Genomic DNA, 20,061 nt, shown 5'->3' on the forward strand with positions numbered 1-20,061 from the left:
GACTGTTGCCAGTCATATTCCAGACATACTAGCTTTTTTAATCAGTAGGGACTACTTGCATCTATAAACTGTGAGGCGTTGTCTTTGTTGACAAATGTCGGAGCGATGATTGTTTCTTTCTCAACAGTTTTGCCTGAGACGATATCATATGCAGTCTGGATAGCGTCTTTAATCATAGACGGGCTGTAGGTCTCAGTAAACAGCTCAATATCTTTTTCGGTGGTCATCTTATTGAAATAAGCCTGAGCACCGCCGCCGCCGGATATGTACTTAACATCAGTTCTCTTAGCATCTTTCACAGCCTGGAGGATACCGAGTGACGGCTCGTCGTCTGTGGAGAAGATAGCATCGATGTGCTTGTTAGCAACTAACATATCGGTTGCAGCCTTAAGTCCTGCCTGCTGAGTATATCCGTCTTCAGTGACTTCAACGAGTTTGATGTCCGGATATTTGGCTTTCATTGTGTCTTTGAAACCGCCGACACGATCAGTGTTAACGGAACCAACGCTAGGTGTATTCATAATAGCGATAGTACCTTTGCCGCCGAGCTTTTCGCCGAGATATTCAGCAGCTTTGACGCCTATACCCTTGTTGTCGCCGGCAACATAAGCTGTGTAATCGGCATTAACCTTACGGTCAAATACGACCAGAGGGATCTTAGCAGATACGATTTTCTGTGCGGCTACTGAAACCTCGTCGTTCATAGGAAGAAGAACGATTGCTGAGCATTTCAGCTGAATCAGCTGATCAATTTGGTTTGCCTGCTCGTTTACGCTGGAGGCAGTAAGCAGCTTATAGCCAGAGCCTTCTGACAAGCCAAGTTCCTGAACTTTCTTTTCCGCATAATACGCGATAGCAGCTGTCCAGCCGTGGTCAGCTGAAGGGACAACAATACCGATAGGACCCTTAGAGGAAGTTGAGGAAGTTGATGCAGTGGAACTGTTGGTAGTTGATGAAGAGCCGTTCTTGCTGCTGCATCCTGTGAATACTGCTGCAGCCATTACAGTTGCCAAAATCATGGCGAGAACCTTTTTCATCACAATTACTCCTTTTTAATTTTATATTTGGAATAAAACATAAACTTTTTAACTTCCAAAGAGCTAAGGTAACTATGCATCGCGGGTTCAAAGAAATATTGGCTTTTATGTTTCACTGAAAATAAATCAGGTGTGGTTAACTTTCAGTCTGCCTTTTTCTTTACGGGTGCGGATAAGCTCTTCGGTATAGAACTTATTGTATGTGCAGCAGCCGACTTTGCTCTGCTGGATCAGCAGTTCAAGGCAGTTGTCGCATACTGTGCAATAGTTAATTTCGTCTTCTTTGCCTTCACGCAGCTTCTTGGGGAGGAACGGATCAGCAAATGATTGACGGCCAAGACCGATCATATCAACAATACCGCGATCAATGCACTGAGCACCGTAATTGAACATGGAGCTTTGTTCAGGTGTGACAGCGTTCAAGCCGTTCTTGCCGTTGCGGAACACTGTGAAGTTAGAACCGATAACGACAGTTTCGGGACGCAGGTTTTCTTTGAACAGTTTTGCAAAGTACTGATGCAGATAAGCAATATACGGAATATGTCTGTCAACCTGCAGCAGGCTTGGGTTGATGGAAGGACTGCCCAAAGACTCAATGAAGTACTGAGCACCGCGCTCTTCCAAACCTTTAATCAAAGCGATCGGTTCGGTCATGTCGATAATCGGGGAATCCGGACCCTCTGTTCCGAAACCGCCCGGGAATCCTTCCCATGCAGATATCTTGGAACCGATGAGGAAATTCTTATCGTTGACTTCTTTAGCGATACGTTCATAAAGCTCGAATGCGAAGCGGCTGCGATTCTCCCATGAACCGCCGTATTTCCACTTGCGGTCGTTGTAAGGACGGAGAATCTGTGAGCCGAGATAGCCATGGCAAAGCTTCAAGTCAATGCCGTCAGCGCCGGCTTCATATGCGATTTTTGCTGCGAGAACGAAATCGTCGATGATCTTGTCGACATCTTCTTCAGTCAGCAGCTCGCCGCCGTAACCCGGAAGGGGCTTTACGCAGACTCTTCTTGAGAATGCAGGATTGGAAAGCTCACCGGAGTGAGTCAGCTGGAATATGAAGAGTGATTTCGGGTTTGCATCTTTTACTTTTTTAACAAAAGCAGTCAGAGCTTTGAGGTTTTCAGGCCTAATCATCAGCTGATTGTCTCTGGCGCGGCTCTCTCTTGTGATAGAGATAGCTTCGAGAGAAATCAGACCAGCTTCACCTTTTGCAAGATTGACGTATCTCTGAGTTGTGAGCTCAGAAGGATTGCCGTTCTCATCCTGGTCATTGCACTCCATGGCCTGGATAAAGAATCTGTTCTGGCAAGTACGGGTTCCGATTTTTATCGGGGAAAGTAATGTTTCCTTGTATCCCATTTTTCAAACTCCCATCTTAATTAATTTATATATGAAATAACAAAGTTGAGCAAAAGATTATTTATCTGTTTTCTCTCCGAAGAGCTTGTCCTTGCGGCCCTCATACGGAGATTTAATAAGCAGAGGCTTAAGGAATGCGGCGGTCTTTTCAACGCCGTCCATACGGCTCATTGTTACGTCTTCATGCTCGTAGCTCAGCACTCCGTCGTAACCTACCATAGCCAGCTCTGTTATGATGCGTTTCCAGTTGACATCGCCCCAACCTGGAATTCTAAAGCGATAAGACCGGTCGAGTCTGCCCATATCTCCGTGCATCAAGGTTCCGCCTACAGGCAGATTGTGAGCGACAAGCTCAGCATCTTTTGCGTGAACGTGGAAAATACGGTCTTTCAGGCGGTCAATCAGGATTTCATTGCTGATACACAGGTAAAGCGTATTTGCAGGATCAAGGTTATAGCCAAGGCACGGATGATAATCAACAAGTTCCAGTGCACGCTCTGCTGTGAGAATATCGTAAACAAAGCTGTTGGGATGTATCTCAATCGCGAACTTGACGCCGTATTCTTTGAATTTGTCGAGTATCGGAGTAAAACGCTCGGCGAACTGCTGTTCGTATTCGTCCCAGCCCTTTCCGTACGGGAAGAAGAAGAAGCGGCCCCAGTTTTCAACTCCAGGATAACCAACAACAACCGGAACTTCGAGAGCATTCGCAGCTTGAGCTGTACGAATAAGGCTTTCGGTACCGTGCTTGATTTTCTCTTCTGGAGTTCCTTTATATATGAAGTCCGTATCCTTTCCTGTCGGACCCATAATTAGGAAGGAATCAGAGTGGTTGCTCAGTGCCGCAATGGAAAGGCCATAGCCATTTACCATCTCTTTGATCTTTTTTGCATTGTTTCCCTTTATGACTTCTTTTGTTTCAAGCTGACCGTTTCCCTCATAAGCGGGAATCTCAAGTGCCTCGTAGCCGTAATCAGCTGCCAATTTTGCAACCTCTTCCAGAGGTTTTTCTGTGAAATTTGCTGTAAAAAATCCAAGCTTCATATAAAACCCTCCCAAAAAATTGTGAGTTTATGTTTTCCACTTGTTTTTGATTGCGTTTGAATTTAAGACGATTATATCATTGTCCACACAGGAACGCAATAGCAAAAGCACAAAACTGTATAAATAGACATAAATTTTGAATAAAAGTTGTGCATAATAACGAATTTTGTCGAAAAAACACAATTTAACTTGCTTTCCGATCGATTAGATGTTATCATTTATTCAGAAACAAAAACACACAAACGGAAATAAAAACACAAATAGTAATAACATTGTGTCTGTACGTTTGTTGTTTTGAGGAAGGAGAGATATTTTTGATAAATACGCTGACATTGAATCCGGCTATAGATAGAGTTCTTTATATAGATAAACTCGAAAAGAACGTAACCAGCCGGATCAAGGATACAACGGAAACTATCGGGGGGAAAGGGACGCATGTTTCCATCAACCTGAAACTGTTGGGACTGAACAGCCGGCTATTCGGAATTACACACGGAGAAACCGGCAAGAAGATTATAGAATACTTAAATAGTGAAGATTTGGACGTTGCTTTTGTCGAAAGGGATCAGGCGAACAGCAGAACTAACTATTTATTAGTAGAAACTGAAACCCACGACTGCACGGTTGTAGCGGAAAAAGGCGTTCAATTATCGGATGAAGACATAAATGAAATCATCTCAGTAATGAGAAGCAATATAGACGAAGGAGATTTCCTGGTGCTGTCGGGCGATGCGTCGAACTGCCCGCCGTCTGTGTATAACAGGATTTTAGATGCGTTAAAAGATAAGCACCTGAAAGTTTTCCTTGATACAAACGGCGAAACGCTGAAACAGTGCATTAACTGTTCTCCGTACCTTATAAAGCCTAATCGGGACGAACTGTCAGCCCTGTGCGGAAGAACGGTTACAAGCGATATCGACGATGTAATCTCGGCAATTGATTCCCTCGATCCATATCACATCGAGATTATCGCTGTTTCACTCGGAAAATATGGTTCGGTAGTTAAGGCCGGCAACGAAATCTACAGGGCGGTTCCGCCGGATGTTGCAGTGTTCAACACCGTCGGCTGTGGAGACTCTTTCCTCGCGTCATTGATTTACGGCATCTGCAAGAATATGTCCATTGTCGACAGTTTGAAACTTGCATCAGCCGTATCTTCAGCGACAGCCGAATCTTCACTTTCTGTCGGCTTCGACAAGAAGAGGGCGGAGGAACTGATTGACCTCGTAAAGGTCGAAAAACTCAGGTAATTTAAACGTTTTTATCGTGTGAGGCGAAGCCAAATCCGTGAAAATGGTTTTGCCTATAAAAATATTCTTTCGCGGTGAATGGAGATTATTATGAGTAACTTATCTTACATAGAAATAAGAAAAGAAATGTGTACTGTTGCAAAGCTTATGTGGGAGCGCAGATTAACCAATGCGGCAGGAGGAAACTTTGCCGTTAGGGTTGATGACAATCGCATTCTGATTACGCCCTCACTGATGTCAGAGAGACGTCACTGTGAACTTCGCCCAGAGGATATCCTCTTGATCGACTATGATATGAATATCCTTGAAGGAGAAGGCAAACTATCACGTGAAGGCCTTATGCATGTTCTCATCTTAAAGAACTTCAAGGAAATCGGCTGCACCATTCATGCACATCCCTTCTACTGCATGCCCTTTGTTGCGCAAGGCAAGGAAATCCCGAACGTAACAGAAGCGACGATGGGCCGCGGACATGTAGGATGCATCGAATATACAAAGGCATATTCTCCTGAGCTTGCGCATAATGTTTACAACTATTTTGAAGAGCACCGTGAGCTTGCCGAGAAGAAACCGATCGGCGTAATACTTCCGCTCCACGGCGTTGTTGTTTCTGGTCCGGATATTTACATGGCTTACAGTATGCTCGAGCGTATTGAGACAGATGCGTATTGCACTATTGTCAAGAACTTGATCTGACATATTTGTGTGATTCTGTAATTTTGTGTGTGTATTGCTATGTATTGGGATGTATACATTCATAAACAAAAGTAAACCAACAAAAATATTGACTAGCGCTTGATTAATTGGTAATATAAATATTTAGTAAAGTAATTAAAATTACTGACTAAAATAATAGGATGGGTTTACAGTGTATAGCATCGAAAGAAAATCGGAGATTGTGAGCATTCTGGAAGCTTCCGGAAGTGTTGATGTGAGTTTTCTCGCGCAGAAATTCGGCACATCAAAGGAAACAATACGCCGTGATCTTAGGGAAATGGAGAAAGACGGCCTTATTAAGCGTACCCATGGTGGGGCAGTGCTCAATAAAATGAGTGATACGGCGTCTTCTCCCGAAGAATACCCTATAGCAATCCGCGGTATTCAGCGTTTTAGTGAAAAGAATAGTATCTGTAAGCGTGCCGCTGCATTTATCGAAGACGGCGATACTATTTTTATAGATAACAGCTCAACGACAATGTATTTACCCAAATACATTGCCCCGGAACTCCATGTTACTATTATTACAAACTCAATCAAAGTACTCGTAGAGTATTCAGCGTCTCCCAATCCCAATCATGTGATGATCTGCCTTGGAGGCATTTTTAATTCAGCTAACCTGTCTTTATATGGAAGCAGTTGTCTGAAGAGCGCGGAGATTTATTATCCCAATAAAGCATTTTTGTCTTGCGCGGGTATCAGCAGGCAGAATATGCTTGCCGATTCCAGCATCTATGAGATTGATACAAAGCGCATGATGATTGACCGCGTGCACGAAGTGTTTATGCTGGTTGACCACACAAAGTTTGAGAAGAGCAGTCAGATCTTTCTTTGCAAAATGTCCGATGTCCAGCATTTGATTACCGACAGTGGCGTGGACATGTCAAAACTTGATTTCTTGGACAGATCCAATGTAAATTTAGTCGTCGCCCCTTAACAGACTGCTGGGCGGCGTTGAACAAGGAGTTTTTCCCCATGAATATGGTAGCTTTCGATTTGGGCGGCAGCGGCGCTAAAGTCGTATTGGGAAAGTATGACGTAAAGTCAATCGAACTCGAAACTATCCATCGCTTTGAGCACAGCCCATGCCCAATCGGCGACGGGTTATATTGGGACATTGTTAATATATACAATAATATGGTAAAAGGGCTCAAAATTGCGATTAAGAAGACCGGTGATTCAATCACGTCTTTTGGCATCGACAGTTTCTCCAATGATTTCTCCTTTATCAGCAAAGACGGCGATCTGCTTTCTCCTGTGCGCAGCTACCGGGATAAGCGTACTGAGCGCTATAAAAAGCAGATTTATGCAAAGATGTCCCCTGAAAAGCTGTATCAGCTCACAGGTAACCAGTGCGCGAATTTTAATACGTTGATGCAGCTTGGCGCAATGCATGAGGCGGGTCTAGATTATGTCACGAAAAACGCCTATAAGATGTTGTTTATTCCTGATCTTCTTACTTATTTTTTAACTAAGAAACCGGTTTCGGAATATACCATATCCTCTGTAAGCCAGATGTTCAGCTTTAAGGACAATTACTGGAACAAAGAGATTCTGGACACGTTTGGGCTTTCAGACACAATGTTCGGCACCCTTGTGCAGCCGGGTACTGTTGCGGGAAGAACGACGGAACAGGTAAACGCGCTTTTGGGTACAAAGGGCTTTAATGTGGTATCCGTATGCGAACACGATACCGCGTCTGCATTCTTAGCTTCCATCGGCGGAAAAGAGTCGGCTATTATCAGCAGCGGAACATGGGCCCTTGTCGGAATTCAGACTGACAAGCCGATAATCAACGAATACGGCATGAAGTATAATGTTGCAAACGAAGGCGGATATCCCGGACATCACCGTATCCTGCGCAATGTAATGGGAACGTGGATTCTTCAGGAAATCCGGGCATATTACCGTGAAAAAGGGCAGGACTACAGCTTTGCCGAAATGGAAAAACTGGCAGGAGAAAGCCGGCCGTTTGCATACCTCATCGACGTGGACGACCCGATGTTCTTTGAACCGGGGGACATGCCGGAGAAAGTGCAAAACTTCTGCTGTCGTTATTACGACAGTGCTCCCCAGACCGTCGGCGAGATTGTCCGCTGCGTCTATGAGAGCCTGGCGATGAAGTACCGCTGGTCTATTGAAATATTGGAGCATTTGACTGGGAAAGCGCTTTCACGCATCAATATCATCGGCGGAGGTTCAAAAGATAAGCTGATGTGCCAGCTGACCGCTAATATCTGCGGAAAGCCTGTTCTTGCGGGTCCCGCGGAGGCGACATCATATGGCAACATTCTGGTTCAGCTTATTGCCGCCGGAGAGATAAAGACTATTGAGGAAGGTCTGGATTTGCTTAGGGCTTCATTTACAGCGCAGGAATACCTCCCTGAAAAAAGCAGTCTTTGGGATGAAAAGTACGAGATGTTCAAGAAGTTATTCCATTTGAATTAGCGCATTTATTCGTGGAGGCGGCAAAATAATGATCGCTGATTTGCATATACACAGTACGTTTTCAGACGGTTCAATGAGCGTTGAGGATATAGTTTTCTACGCGAAAAAGATGAACCTCGATGCCATCGCGATTACTGACCATGACACATTGGCAGGGGCAAGACTGGCTGTAAAACTTGCCGAAGGCAAAGGACTTGAGGTGATCCCGGGTGTTGAAATGACCACAAGGGATACAAAGCGCGACAGGCCGGTACATCTGCTCTGCTACATGCCGGTAAACCCGGAACCGCTTGAAAAACTGCTGAATAAGACGCTGGAGAACCGCGCAGCACAAAAGCGGGCGATGATAAAAAAGGTTCAGGAGCTCTACCCGGTCGCAACGGAGCATATTAAGCGTTACAGCAGCAGAAGCAAGTCGATTTACGAATCACATATAATGCAGGCGCTTGCCGATTTGGGTTATACAAATACGCCTATAGGGCCGCTGATGGACGAGCTCCTTTCAAAAAAGGGTTCCTGCTATGTGCCGAGCAAGTATCCGGACGTGAGAGAAGCACTTAATGCAATTCATGAATCCGGAGGAATTGCTGTCATCGCACATCCCGGACAGTTCCACTCACTGGAGCTTCTTGAGGAATTAGCCTGCGAAGGCAGTGTACAGGGCGCAGAATATAACCATCCGAGGAATTCGGAAGGGGATAAGGTGGAGATTATGCGGATTGCCGACCGTTATGGGCTTGTCCTGACAGGAGGCACTGATTTCCACGGCCTGTACTCAAAGACACCGTATCCGCTCGGATCATTTACCTGCCCTCCTCTTTGTATAGAACGGCTGCGGATGATGGCGGGAGAAGCAAGCCGTGCCCGTTCTTGATGAACGGCACAGAGCCAATTTCATTGTCTGCTGCTGAAGGGGATGAAATCTATGAAGAATAAGATATCTGCATCCATTATGTGCGGCGATCTCCTTCATTTTTCCCGCGTAGTCAAGGATATGGAGAACGCGTCGATAGATTTGATACATGTGGACATAATGGACGGCAGTTTTGTTCCCAATCTGACATTTGGTCCTGATTTTTGCAAAGCATTGCGAAAAGAGACAAAGATACCGCTTGATATTCACTTTATGGTCAATAAACCAGAAAACTATATAGATATGTTTCATCCGCGCCCGGGAGAGTATATCTCGGTCCATGCTGAATCGACAGTCCACCTGCAGCGGGTGCTCAGTCAGATTAAGAAATACGGCGCCAAGGCGGCGGTTGCGCTCAATCCAGCGACGCCGGTGCAGACACTTGAATATGTGCTGCCCGATATCGACATGGTTTTGATAATGACCGTCAATCCCGGTTTTGCCGGTCAAAAGCTGATTCCCCAGGCCATTGAAAAGATAAGGGACTGCAGGAATTATCTGAATGAAAAGGGCTACCCCGAGGTTGAGATTGAAGTTGACGGAAACGTCAGCTTTGAAAATGCCGAGAAAATGAAAGCTGCAGGCGCAAATATCTTTGTATCCGGCTCATCCGGTGTTTTCACAAAGGAAATAAGTTTTTGCAATGCGGTCACGAAATACAGGCAGAGCATTGCCTGATTTTTCAGTAAATTTAAGGGTCAACAGTAATAAAACTATTCTTGGAAGGTGTGTAGTATGAAAGTTTTCAGAACAGGAATTGTCGGGACAGGCTTTGTTGGACAGATACACGTAGAAACCGTTCGCAGGCTGGGCAATGTTGAAGTCGTAGCCCTTACAGACAAATTCAGCGCAGAAGAAAGCGCCAAGAAACTTAACATCCCAAAATACTTTACCGACTACAAAGAAATGATCGATACCATGAATCTGGATGTCGTTCATATCTGTACGCCGAACAATACACACTTTGAAATTGCAATGTATGCTCTGGAGCATGGCGTAAATGTTATCTGCGAGAAGCCGATGACAACTACAATCGAGCAGGCAGAAGCATTGGTAAAGAAAGCGAAAGAGACAGGTCTTGTTGCCGCAATTAACTTCCACAACCGTTTCTATCCCATGACACACCACCTGAAGAACATCATTGCTGACGGAGAACTCGGAGACATCTTCTCAATCAGCGGTTCCTACATGCAGGACTGGCTGCTGTTTGAGACAGATTACAGCTGGAGACTGAACACATCAGAGTCGGGTGCAACCCGCGTAATCGCAGATATCGGTTCCCACTGGATGGACCTGGCTGAATACGTGACCGGCCTGAAGATTACTGAGGTCTGCGCAGACTTCTCTACAATACACAAGACAAGGAAAAAACCGAAGAAGAATGTTCTCGCGTTCTCAACTGAGAAATTCAATCCCGACGATTACGAGGATATCCCGATTAACACCGAGGATAACGCAAGCGTAATGTTCCGCTTCTCCAACGGTGCGAAGGGCAGCGCCTTCTTCTCACAGGTAATTGCCGGTAAATCTGTTGCCATCGACCTTGTCGTCGGCGGCTATAAGAAGTCCGCTGAATGGAACAGCGAGAAGTGCAACTGCCTGTTAGTCGGAAACCGCGACAGCTACAATCAGGTATTCGAAAAGGGATTCGCAACAGTTCATCCGGATACCATTCCGATAGTCGGTTATCCCTTCGGACATCTGGAAGGCTTTGCAGATGCATTTAAGCAGTGCTTCACTCAGGTTTATAACAGCATAGAAAACCCGAATGCTAAGAAGGATTATGCTACTTTCGAGGACGGCCTGCACGAGATGATTCTCTGCGACAGGATCTTTGAAAGCAACCAGAAACAGCAGTGGGTTAAAATCTGATATATGTTTTAAGGGCCGCTTTAAATTACTGTTCATAATCTTCCATAGGCTTGTTTTTATCCCCTCAAGTTGTTGATAATAGTACCCTTTCCGTATGTCAAATAAATGCCGAGCGGCCCATTTGAAAATATTGATTAATAGGAGCGCAGCTTAAATTAGCTGCGCTCCTATTATTGTTTTGTGGTTATGACAGCAAGTTTTGGGTTTTGTCCGCTTTTTAACATACTAGTCTGCAAAAGCATAAGCTGACGGTGAAGAAGGTGTGCTTATGTGCGGAATTGCTGGCTGGATTGATTTTGAAAAAGATTTATCTGAAAAAGATAACATCATCGATGCAATGATTGAAACGCTCAAATTAAGAGGCCCCGACAGTGAAGGAAAATACATGTCGAGGCATGTTCTGTTAGGTCACCGCCGTCTGATTGTTGTTGATCCGGAGGGCGGAAAACAGCCGATGAAAAAGGAAATCGGCGGCAATGAATACATAATCGTTTATAACGGCGAACTTTATAATACAGAAGACCTGCGGCAGGAACTTCTTAAAGAGGGGTACGAATTTGACTCCTATTCAGACACCGAGGTTCTTCTGACCTCCTATATCTGCTGGGGAGAAAGCTGTGTCGAGCGCCTCAATGGCATTTTCGCCTTTGCCGTATATGATAAGTCAAGAGAAAGTGTATTTCTGGCGCGGGACCCGCTCGGTGTAAAGCCGCTGTTCTTTTCGCGGCGCGGCAGTTCGCTGATTTTTGGCTCAGAGATAAAAACGCTCCTTGCGCACCCATATATAGAGCCAGTTGTCGACAGGGATGGCATAGCGGAGATTTTTGCAATAGGGCCGGCCACCCCTCCGGGCAGCGGGATTTTCAAACAGATTAAAGAATTGCCTCCTGCTTATTGTGCGACGGTTACGCGGGATACTTTTAAGATGCGCGAATACTGGAAACCTTATGTCGAGGAGTTCAAAGAAACTGAAGAAGAGGCGGTGGAACACCTCCGAGAACTATTTGTCGACGCAGTCAGACGGCAGCTTGTCGGCGATGTCCCGCTTTGCTGTTTTCTGTCCGGCGGGCTTGATTCATCGGCAATTTCCGCTGTTGCAGCGGCGGAGTTTAAAAAGAGGGGAGAAACACTCACCACATACTCGATTGACTTCGAGGACAACGACAAATACTTTAAGGTATCCCTGTTCCAGCCGACGTCGGACCAGTCCTGGGCACTGAAAATGGCGGAGTTTATAGGCAGCAACCACAAGACGGTTATTCTGTCTCAAAAGCAGCAGGTTGACGCTCTGTACGGTGCGACGATAGCAAGAGACCTTCCGGGCATGGCCGACATCGACTCATCCTTGCTTCTGTTTTGCGAGCAGATCAGGAAAGGTTTTGTCGTCGCACTTTCCGGAGAGTGCGCCGACGAGGTCTTTGGCGGGTATCCATGGTATACCAATCCGTCAATGATGTATGCGGACACATTCCCGTGGTCTTTGTATGTCGGAAAACGGCAGGAGATTCTGTCAAAAAATCTGGGCGATTTAAAACTCGAGGAAGTCGCACGCTCCTATTATCGTGACACATTGTCACGAGTTCCGCACCCGGAGCAGGAAGACCCGCTTGATTACCGCATGAGGGAACTGTTCTATCTGAACATAAAATGGTTTATGGTGAACCTTTTAAACCGCAAAGACCGCATGTCCATGTCAAACAGCCTTGAGGTGCGCGTGCCGTTTGCCGACAAGCGGCTGGTACAGTACTCGTTTAATATTCCAGCAAAGATAAAATTAGCGGGCGGGCGGGAAAAAGGGCTCCTGCGCAAAGCTTTGATAGGCATACTGCCCGATGAAATTATATGGCGCAAAAAAAGCCCATACCCAAAGACACATCATCCGGAATATACCGACCTTGTCTGTGCCGAAATGGACTCGATATTAAAAGACAAAAATGCCCCGCTGCTCAACCTTATAGACAAAGACAAAGTAAGGGAAATAGTCGACACCCGCGGGGAAGCATATAAAGCCCCGTGGTTCGGGCAGCTAATGACCGGCCCGCAGATGATGGCGTACTTGATACAAATAAATATTTGGTTGAAAGAATATAAGGTGAAACTGGAGATATAAATACTTGGGTAAAATAATAGATGCCGGAAACCTTGTCATAGGTTTCCGGCATTTTTGCTGTTATTTAAAACGTTGAGAAAACAAGGTCAAATCGTTTCTAAACAGGATCCGCAGACCGAGCCGAAAGGGGCCTTTGCCGCAGTTATGAAAAGAATGTAACCGCAGTGCGCATAATGTAAAGATTTCCTTTAGATTTTGGGTGGCATGCCTATTTTAAACATGTAACAATTATGAGGTATCATCTCAAGGATTTTCCAATTACACACTTGCGGCCGTCGCCTGCTGTTATGTCAATTTCCATTATCCCTAAATAACTTGGGTGATCTTTATAGATAAAGTACTCACAATATCCAATAGTGTAGGTTTTTCCTTTGTCTGTCTGTATGCCAGTAATGGTTGGGGAAATTTCATATAATACGAATTTTCCATGTTCAGTGCTGCTTTGCATGCCATAGCTGTTAAATTCGGTTTTATCGGTTACTTCAATATTGCCGTCAATAAAGTCGAATGCGGCCTTTATCTGCGCGTCAAGATCCTCTGTCAACCGTATTTCTCGACAGAACATTTTTTTTAATGATTTTGTATCGTGTTTGCGAAGGCAATTTAGCACATCTTTATTATGTTGGTCTGCTTTTTCAGAAAATGATTTTTCAGCCAGAGTGAGTTCTATTCCATTGACGAGACGAGCACAACCATTCAAAGATACCGCCACAGCGATGATAATTAAACCTAACAGTATATAAATACGCTTTTTCATTAATCGCATATCTCCTGACGCTTGAATTTGACTTAGATCGTCATCATTTGCCTCAGCTTGAATAATATAGATGTAAGATATTAAATGCTTAATCACTTTAAGAATTTTCCAATTGCACATTTGCTGCCATCATCAGCAAATATATCAATTTCCATTATCCCTACATAGTTTGGATGATATTTATTGACAAGGTATTCACAAGTCACGATATCATAGGTTCGCCCTTTGTCTGTCTGTATGCCAGTAATGGTTGGGGAAATTACATATAATACGAATTTTCCATGTTCAGTGCTGCTTTGCATGCCATAGCTGTTAAATTTAGTTTTATCGGTTACTTCAATATTGCCGTCGAAAAAGTCGAATGCAGCCTTTATTTGCGCGTCAAGATCCTCTGTTGACCGCGTTTTTTTAGAGAACATTTTTTTAATGAATTTGCATCGTGTTTGCGAAGGCAATTTAGCACATCTCTATTATGTTGGTCTGCTTTTTCAGAAAATGATTTTTCAGCCAGAGTGAGTTCTATTCCATTGACGAGACGAGCACAACCATTCAAAGATACCGCCACAGCGATGATGATTAAACCTAACAGTATATAAATACGCTTTTTCATTAATCGCATATCTCCTGACGCTTAAATTTGACTTTATATAACATGATAGTCACAAAGGCCGTCATTATTTGCTGCAGCGAGGGATAATATAGATGTTTAAAATATCAAAGCATCATTTCAAGGATCTTCCAACTACACATTTGCGGCCATCGTCTGTGGTAATGTTAAGTACCACTATCCCTACATAACTTGGATGCTCTTTATTGGCAAAATACTCACAAAATCCAATATTGTAGGTTTTCCCTTTGTCTGTTTGTATTCCGATGATGCTTGGCATAGAGGCATAATATAAGAATTTCCCGTTTTCGATGCTACTGTTCATGCCAAAGCTGTTAAATTCAGTTTTCTCGGTTACTTTAATATTGCCGTCAATAAAGTCAAATGCGGCTTTTATCTGCGCGTCAAGATCCTCTGTCGACCGAATTTCTTGACAGAACATATTTTTCAATGATTTTGCATCGTGTTTGCTCAGGTAATTTAGCACATCCCTATTGTGTTGCTCAGCTTTTTCAGAAAATGATTTTTCAGCCAGAGTGAGTTTTATTCCATTGACGAAACCAGCACAACCGCTAAAAGATATCGCCGCAGCGATGATTAATAATCCTAAAAATATATAAGTATGCCTCTTCATTCAACATATCTCCTGACTCTTGAATTTGACTTAGACCGTTATCATTTGCCTCAGCTTGAATAATATAGATGTAAGATATTAAATGCTTAATCACTTTAAGAATTTTCCAATTGCACATTTGCTGCCATCATCAGCTAATATATCAATTTCCATTATCCCTACATAGTTTGGATGATATTTATTGACAAGGTTTTCACAAGTCACGATATCATAGGTTCTCCCTTTGTCTGTTTGTATGCCAGTAACGGTTGGGGAAATTACATATAATACGAATTTTCCATGTTCAGTGCTGCTTTGCATGCCATAGCTGTTAAATTTAGTTTTATCGGTTACTTCAATATTGCCGTCAATAAAGTCAAATGCGGCGTTTATTTGCGCGTCAAGATCCTCTGTTGACCGCGTTTTTTTAGAGAACATATTTTTAATGAATTTGCATCGTGTTTGCGAAGGCAATTTAGAACAGAACATCCCTATTGTGTTGATCAGCTTTTTCAGAAAATGACTTTTCAGCCAGAGTTAGTTCTATTCCATTGACGAAACGAGCACAACCGCTCAAAGATATCGCCGCAGCGATGATTAATAATCCTAAAAATATATAAGTATGCTTTTTCATTAATCCATGTGTTCCTTGTAACCTGAATTATAAATATAATTATTCCACCATATAAACCATACCGTATGCCCGTCCTCATCAAAAATCATAAAATCTTTGTTTTCGCTATTTGGCTCCTCCAATGATTTTTTAAGTCCATTATAAAGTTCCGGATAACCAGCGAAGTCGATGGATCCCAATGATACCATAATCCTATGATCTGGAAACATATAATCGGGATTAAAGCCTGTGATCCACCACTGAGCCTCTTCTGGCGCCCAAGAGAAGATGTTTTCTATATCGTCACTGCCGTAGTAATTATATAGATTTAATGTCATCGGCAATCTAATAGACGATACATCCCATTGTATTATGTTGACAATTGGCAACTTGTGAGGATTCTGATATAATCCTATTTCCGCTCCACTTCCCAAATTAAGATAATTGCCTTTCCATGCCCATATTATATATTGTTTCCCGCTTGCACTATCTGTGTATGGGAATTTGACTTTATCCATATCACCCAATGTCCCGATTTGAAATGCTCGGTCATAGAAATCATTATATCCACCAATTGACTGCCATGTAGAGACCTGGGAATGCAATGCCTCCTTGTGATCATCATATTTAAACCACAGTATCCTTGCACCAAGTGTAGTAAAAATGGACAAGTCTAACTTTATAGGAGCATAATCTCCGTATTTGGTTGGTATATTACCGCTTTCTTCGCGCTCGAATTGCGCCTGCCATATGCCTATAGGGCCATTAGGATACAACGGATCTGGATCCTTTGGAGCCACTTTTTTATTATTAATTATTTTTGCAGAACCGTCGAGCAAACCGTCCCCATCTGTATCGGCAGATGCAGGATTTGACTTCATATATACATAGACCCTTTCTCCTACCTTGAGCACTTGAATCTCTTCCCCGTCTAGGAGATTATCATCATCAGAATCAGCATTCAAATAGTTCAAGCCTGTCAGTTTAACTCCGGTACCCAAGCGGAGGTTTCCATTGTTCATCTCTTTTTCATAATAATCACGAAGGCCGTCATTATCTGAATCCTTGTATAAGTCAGTCTTATCAGCTATGGTATCGAATATGCCATATAATTTATCAGCTTCATCTGCATGATAATATTGTCCGCCAGTACCGGTCGCGATGTCTTTCAGTAAATCAACAGATACTTCATCGCCTAATCCGACGGTAAAAATAGTAATTCCTTCTCTTTGAGCCTCTTCTGTGTATATATTACTGTAATCGCCTTCACCATCAGTCAGAAAAATGATATACTTTGCATGTCCGTCATTTTTATAACTTGACGATGTAAATAGGTCGATCCCAGCAGATATTGCACTGGACAGATTAGTTCCGCCATAACTATCAATCTTGTCGACCGCTTTTTCAAGCGTACTCTTATCAGATGTAAACGGAGTTACCACATATGCCCAATTGTCGAAATCCACGATAGCAGCTCGATCATCATTTGTAAAATGGTCAAAGAAATTCTTTGTAACAGTTTTACGAACATTATTACTGTCATTGTAGGACATGCTGCCAGAGGAATCAATGGCAAATACTACATCTATTCCCTTAAAATTATCTTCGCCATCCTCATCATAGAGGAGATCATAATTCCAGGAATTATCGAACTCAGTTTTGTTAAGCAAAATGTACTTGGAAAAATGGGGGAGTGTAGCACTGACAACGTTTCCGGTTAATTCTTGATCCGGTACCTCTTCCAGAAGCTGAGTTGACTCATTAAAGTAATATAATGTCGGAACAAAACTGCTGTCATTAAATAAGCTTTCATCAAGCGTATAAGATACTGTTGCACTTTCAAAAGTGCCGTTTGCATAAAACTCCGTACAGTCTCCGATATATCCAGGCACAGATTGGTTGAAGAGTATATTATTAACAGTTGAAATCTTCAGAGATTCCGCTGCACTTCCATCGCTTCCCTCGATGCGTACGGATACATTTTCAATCTTATCATTTACCGTTATTGACGTTGATGCAGAAAAAGAATTGTTTTTTACAAGTGGGTCATAATTATGCTCAATCTCCCACTTATCAGATGCTCCGTCTCCATCGGTATCACTTTTACATGGGTCTGTTTGATATTTATATAATTCTTCTCCGTCAAGGAGCCCATCTTCGTCAGTATCTTTAGTGATAGGATTGGTATAATATTCTATTTCTGCTTTATTAGAAACGCCATCACCGTCTGCGTCATCTACATCGTCATTTTTCCCATTTCCGTCGCTATCTTCTTTAAAAGGATCTGTTCCGATTACTCCTTCTACAAAATCGCAGAGATTGTCATTGTCACTGTCTTGTGCCAGCAGATCCGTTGTGGTATTTGTGTCATCAATTAAATTGCCCATGTTTTTGATGTTAGTATTATACAACTGTTCAGACTTAACGGTTTTATTGCCTTGACGGTCTGTTGCAGTTATTGTTACGGTATTTGTGCCGTACATAAGATTAAAGCCGGCAAAAGACCACGCTTCAGCCACACTAATTTGCCCATGTGATATAACGCGGCCAGTGATTGACGTGATTTTATACTCTAAAGTATCTACTGTATCTGCGTTCTGCAGGGTACCTGAAATCTTGATTAATTGATTTGAAACGACATAAAAATGATTTTTCTCTGAATATTCAAAATTACTGTTGTCAATTGTTATGCTAACATCTTTTTTATCGAAAACGATCTGAGTTAGAGACGAATTCTGAATTTGATCGGATGAGGAGCCTCGATTTACCTGAAAGCCAATTGTGACACTTTGGTGAGGTTCTATTATTGCGTTGTACCCCGCATTATGTAGTACGTAATGTGTTCCTTCATGCGAAAGTATATATGCATTCCAGATGTTATCAATATTATAATTAGCATCAAAGCTGAGTGTCCAGCCTTCAATCGCTTTATCCGTTTTGTTTGTAATCGTGATTTGACCGATAAATCCAGTTCCCCAGTCAGACATTACTTTAAATGATACGTCATAATTTTGGGTAGAAACTATGGCCGTTTCACCCAACATGGTGTATTTGTCAGGAAATGTTGTGAACTCTCCTTTGCATTGAAACCCAAAGCTAATCGATTTGCCAACCGGTATATCCCGAGTGTTGCCATCATTTTTAATCGTATACAAATTATTTTCGTGCTTTAATATGATTGCATTCCATATGTTTTGAATTTTTTGTTGAAGTGGAAACTCAATACACCAGTCTTCTATAGTTGTTTTCCCTGTGTTTGTAATTGTAATAGACGCGTTGTACGCTCCGGACCAACTGCTGGTTACTTGAAAAGTTACTTTGTAACCATCCCCAACATATTCACTGATATGTTCACTGCTGGTAGTGTTTGATGTTGCAGCCGCTGCTTTTTGACCATAAGCAGAGAACACTATCACAATTGTGAGAAATAAAGCAATCAATCTCCTTAAAACTCTGTTTGAAAATTTGATAATATTCCTTTTCACCTTTTATTCACCAACTCACTCATTAAAATGTCTTATAACCAAACACCGTGCAATTCCTTATACAGTCAACACTGTATAACATTTGAAAATATTATCAACAAAATTGTATAATATTAATTATAAATTGTCAATAAATGTACAAAAATATCAAAAATCAAAAGGGCGTATCTTGCCATTTGCTGGACTTTTAAAGGCTAAAAAAGCTTCCTTCCATAAACTATATGGAAGGAAGCTTTTTTACGGTAAATCTGCTTTCAATATTACTATAGCCTGCGGTATTTTTTGAGAGCCAGAGAGTTTAAAGCAAGGAAGGCTACAGTATAACACACAAGGCTAATTAAATCAAAATAAATATATGAAATATCAAATCCCCTCAAGACAACATCGGTTAAAGCGTCCGCAGCGTAGGTCAACGGGAATATTTTTGAGAGGACGATGACCCAGGTTGGGGCACCGCGCAGATCGAATAGCCCGCAGAAGAGAACCTGAGGGACGATGACAATAGGGATAAACTGGAAAAGTTGAAATTCGTTTCTTGCGAATGCAGATAGTAAGGTTCCAAGTGCCAAAGAGCCAGCCGCCAGTAAGACGTTACTTTTGGACGACATCGCTTTTAACTGTCCGTAACTGAAACGCAGGCTTTCATTGGCAATATGCCTAATGCATAAACCCAAACTGTTAATACTTATTCCGCCTGAAAAATTCTTGACCAGCTTTTTCTTATCCTTCTGCAGGTCTACTAAATCGAGCATTTCGTTTGCACGCCGCGAAGCTTCTTCCTTTTAATCCAAACATAGACGAAAAGAAGAGCAGATTGTCCATTGCAGAAAGGTCTTCATACAAAGCATCGTTTTGGGCCATGTAGCCGATTTGTTTGCAAAGTTTGAGTGAGGGAACATCCTGATTAAAAATCTTGATATTGCCGGAAAACTTATTCATTCCCATGATGGCCTTTACCAATGTCGTTTTGCCCGACCCTGAAGGGCCAAGCAATCCGATGAGCTGGCCCGGCTGCAGTTCCAGGTTTAGGTGGGGAATAATAGTAACGTTCCCGAATTTAACGGTCAGGTCACTGATAGTTACTGCACTTTGAGTTGGCAAATTGACCCCCTCCAAATGAATAAATTCAATGTGCGTGCTGTAGGCAAATTGCATTTTAAAACAATGAGAATTTGTGTTTTCACATACTCTATAATAGCACAATGTTAAATTAATGTAAAAAATAGC

General features: G+C 42.7%; 19 protein-coding genes. 8 read left to right on the top strand and 11 right to left on the bottom strand.

The genetic code is table 11. From position 1 onward, the window contains the following. Window positions 1–41: 41 nt before the first annotated feature. The 3 genes from V6C21_RS09385 to V6C21_RS09395 all read right to left on the bottom strand — a co-directional run bounded on the left by V6C21_RS09385 (window position 42) and on the right by V6C21_RS09395 (window position 3,449). Complete coding sequence (locus V6C21_RS09385) at window positions 42–1,037, bottom strand: ABC transporter substrate-binding protein (RefSeq protein WP_479268881.1); 996 nt, start codon at window positions 1,035–1,037, stop codon at window positions 42–44. A gap of 126 nt (window positions 1,038–1,163) precedes the next feature. Further along, complete coding sequence (locus V6C21_RS09390) at window positions 1,164–2,405, bottom strand: oxidoreductase (protein ID WP_479268882.1); 1,242 nt, start codon at window positions 2,403–2,405, stop codon at window positions 1,164–1,166. Between the two features lie 57 nt (window positions 2,406–2,462). Next, on the bottom strand, window positions 2,463–3,449 hold the full coding sequence (locus tag V6C21_RS09395) for a sugar phosphate isomerase/epimerase family protein (protein WP_479268883.1): 987 nt from the start codon (window positions 3,447–3,449) through the stop codon (window positions 2,463–2,465). Window positions 3,450–3,763: 314 nt separating this feature from the next. Here V6C21_RS09395 and V6C21_RS09400 point away from each other — a divergent pair, with 314 nt between their 5' ends. The 8 genes from V6C21_RS09400 (at window position 3,764) to asnB (ending at window position 12,759) form a co-directional block, all read left to right on the top strand. After that, complete coding sequence (locus tag V6C21_RS09400) at window positions 3,764–4,699, top strand: 1-phosphofructokinase family hexose kinase (protein ID WP_479268884.1); 936 nt, start codon at window positions 3,764–3,766, stop codon at window positions 4,697–4,699. 90 nt (window positions 4,700–4,789) lie between these two features. Continuing rightward, on the top strand, window positions 4,790–5,395 hold the full coding sequence (locus V6C21_RS09405) for a class II aldolase/adducin family protein (RefSeq protein WP_479268885.1): 606 nt from the start codon (window positions 4,790–4,792) through the stop codon (window positions 5,393–5,395). Window positions 5,396–5,567: 172 nt separating this feature from the next. After that, window positions 5,568–6,353, top strand: a complete 786-nt coding sequence (locus tag V6C21_RS09410) for a DeoR/GlpR family DNA-binding transcription regulator (RefSeq protein WP_479268886.1) — start codon at window positions 5,568–5,570, stop codon at window positions 6,351–6,353. Between the two features lie 38 nt (window positions 6,354–6,391). Continuing rightward, window positions 6,392–7,864 carry a rhamnulokinase gene (locus tag V6C21_RS09415; RefSeq protein WP_479268887.1) on the top strand — a complete coding sequence of 491 codons (1,473 nt, stop codon included), beginning with the start codon at window positions 6,392–6,394 and terminating at the stop codon, window positions 7,862–7,864. Window positions 7,865–7,892: 28 nt separating this feature from the next. Beyond that, window positions 7,893–8,738, top strand: a complete 846-nt coding sequence (locus V6C21_RS09420) for a PHP domain-containing protein (RefSeq protein WP_479268888.1) — start codon at window positions 7,893–7,895, stop codon at window positions 8,736–8,738. A 51-nt stretch (window positions 8,739–8,789) separates the two neighbouring features. Beyond that, window positions 8,790–9,455 (top strand): ribulose-phosphate 3-epimerase, encoded by a 666-nt coding sequence (gene rpe, locus V6C21_RS09425; RefSeq protein WP_479268889.1) that lies wholly within the window; start codon window positions 8,790–8,792, stop codon window positions 9,453–9,455. 57 nt (window positions 9,456–9,512) lie between these two features. Beyond that, entirely contained in the window at window positions 9,513–10,649 is a 1,137-nt protein-coding gene (locus tag V6C21_RS09430; protein WP_479268890.1) for a Gfo/Idh/MocA family protein, read from the top strand. Window positions 10,650–10,917: 268 nt separating this feature from the next. Then, window positions 10,918–12,759, top strand: a complete 1,842-nt coding sequence (asnB, locus tag V6C21_RS09435; RefSeq protein ID WP_479268891.1) for an asparagine synthase (glutamine-hydrolyzing) — start codon at window positions 10,918–10,920, stop codon at window positions 12,757–12,759. Between the two features lie 238 nt (window positions 12,760–12,997). Here the strand turns inward: asnB and V6C21_RS09440 are convergent, their stop codons facing one another. From V6C21_RS09440 to V6C21_RS09475, 8 genes are all read right to left on the bottom strand, one after another. Beyond that, window positions 12,998–13,612: a hypothetical protein gene (locus V6C21_RS09440; protein ID WP_479268892.1), complete on the bottom strand. Its 615-nt coding sequence runs from the start codon at window positions 13,610–13,612 to the stop codon at window positions 12,998–13,000. Next, a complete protein-coding gene (locus V6C21_RS09445; protein WP_479268893.1) occupies window positions 13,609–13,935 on the bottom strand; it encodes a hypothetical protein in 327 nt (108 codons plus the stop codon). Before V6C21_RS09445 ends, V6C21_RS09440 begins: the two co-directional genes overlap by 4 nt. Next, window positions 13,887–14,126, bottom strand: coding sequence for a hypothetical protein (locus V6C21_RS09450; RefSeq protein ID WP_479268894.1), 240 nt, complete (start codon window positions 14,124–14,126; stop codon window positions 13,887–13,889). The genes V6C21_RS09445 and V6C21_RS09450 overlap by 49 nt, the downstream gene beginning before the upstream one ends. A 112-nt stretch (window positions 14,127–14,238) precedes the next feature. After that, on the bottom strand, window positions 14,239–14,757 hold the full coding sequence (locus V6C21_RS09455; RefSeq protein WP_034844358.1) for a DUF5104 domain-containing protein: 519 nt from the start codon (window positions 14,755–14,757) through the stop codon (window positions 14,239–14,241). Between the two features lie 90 nt (window positions 14,758–14,847). Then, on the bottom strand, window positions 14,848–15,174 hold the full coding sequence (locus V6C21_RS09460; RefSeq protein WP_479268895.1) for a hypothetical protein: 327 nt from the start codon (window positions 15,172–15,174) through the stop codon (window positions 14,848–14,850). 195 nt (window positions 15,175–15,369) lie between these two features. After that, on the bottom strand, window positions 15,370–18,834 hold the full coding sequence (locus tag V6C21_RS09465) for a cellulose binding domain-containing protein (RefSeq protein ID WP_479268896.1): 3,465 nt from the start codon (window positions 18,832–18,834) through the stop codon (window positions 15,370–15,372). A 263-nt stretch (window positions 18,835–19,097) separates the two neighbouring features. After that, entirely contained in the window at window positions 19,098–19,586 is a 489-nt protein-coding gene (locus tag V6C21_RS09470; RefSeq protein ID WP_479268897.1) for an ABC transporter permease, read from the bottom strand. Next, the gene (locus V6C21_RS09475) at window positions 19,555–19,935 is read right to left on the bottom strand and encodes an ATP-binding cassette domain-containing protein (protein WP_479268898.1); all 381 of its coding nucleotides are present in this window, start codon (window positions 19,933–19,935) and stop codon (window positions 19,555–19,557) included. The genes V6C21_RS09470 and V6C21_RS09475 overlap by 32 nt, the downstream gene beginning before the upstream one ends. Window positions 19,936–20,061: the final 126 nt, after the last annotated feature.

Source organism: [Clostridium] cellulosi, from assembly GCF_036762875.1.
Classification (GTDB): Bacteria; Bacillota; Clostridia; order Oscillospirales; family Ethanoligenentaceae; genus Ruminiclostridium_D; species Ruminiclostridium_D cellulosi.

Coding starts and splice junctions, on each gene's coding strand:
- V6C21_RS09390 (WP_479268882.1), bottom strand. CDS start 2,405: ATGGGATACAAGGAAACATTACTTTCCCCGATAAAAATCGGAACCCGT.
- V6C21_RS09430 (WP_479268890.1), top strand. CDS start 9,513: ATGAAAGTTTTCAGAACAGGAATTGTCGGGACAGGCTTTGTTGGACAG.
- V6C21_RS09420 (WP_479268888.1), top strand. CDS start 7,893: ATGATCGCTGATTTGCATATACACAGTACGTTTTCAGACGGTTCAATG.
- V6C21_RS09460 (WP_479268895.1), bottom strand. CDS start 15,174: ATGTTCTCTAAAAAAACGCGGTCAACAGAGGATCTTGACGCGCAAATA.
- V6C21_RS09470 (WP_479268897.1), bottom strand. CDS start 19,586: ATGCTCGATTTAGTAGACCTGCAGAAGGATAAGAAAAAGCTGGTCAAG.
- V6C21_RS09395 (WP_479268883.1), bottom strand. CDS start 3,449: ATGAAGCTTGGATTTTTTACAGCAAATTTCACAGAAAAACCTCTGGAA.
- asnB (WP_479268891.1), top strand. CDS start 10,918: ATGTGCGGAATTGCTGGCTGGATTGATTTTGAAAAAGATTTATCTGAA.
- V6C21_RS09385 (WP_479268881.1), bottom strand. CDS start 1,037: ATGAAAAAGGTTCTCGCCATGATTTTGGCAACTGTAATGGCTGCAGCA.
- V6C21_RS09450 (WP_479268894.1), bottom strand. CDS start 14,126: ATGAAAAAGCGTATTTATATACTGTTAGGTTTAATCATCATCGCTGTG.
- V6C21_RS09455 (WP_034844358.1), bottom strand. CDS start 14,757: ATGAAGAGGCATACTTATATATTTTTAGGATTATTAATCATCGCTGCG.
- V6C21_RS09405 (WP_479268885.1), top strand. CDS start 4,790: ATGAGTAACTTATCTTACATAGAAATAAGAAAAGAAATGTGTACTGTT.
- V6C21_RS09415 (WP_479268887.1), top strand. CDS start 6,392: ATGAATATGGTAGCTTTCGATTTGGGCGGCAGCGGCGCTAAAGTCGTA.
- V6C21_RS09445 (WP_479268893.1), bottom strand. CDS start 13,935: ATGTTCTCTAAAAAAACGCGGTCAACAGAGGATCTTGACGCGCAAATA.
- rpe (WP_479268889.1), top strand. CDS start 8,790: ATGAAGAATAAGATATCTGCATCCATTATGTGCGGCGATCTCCTTCAT.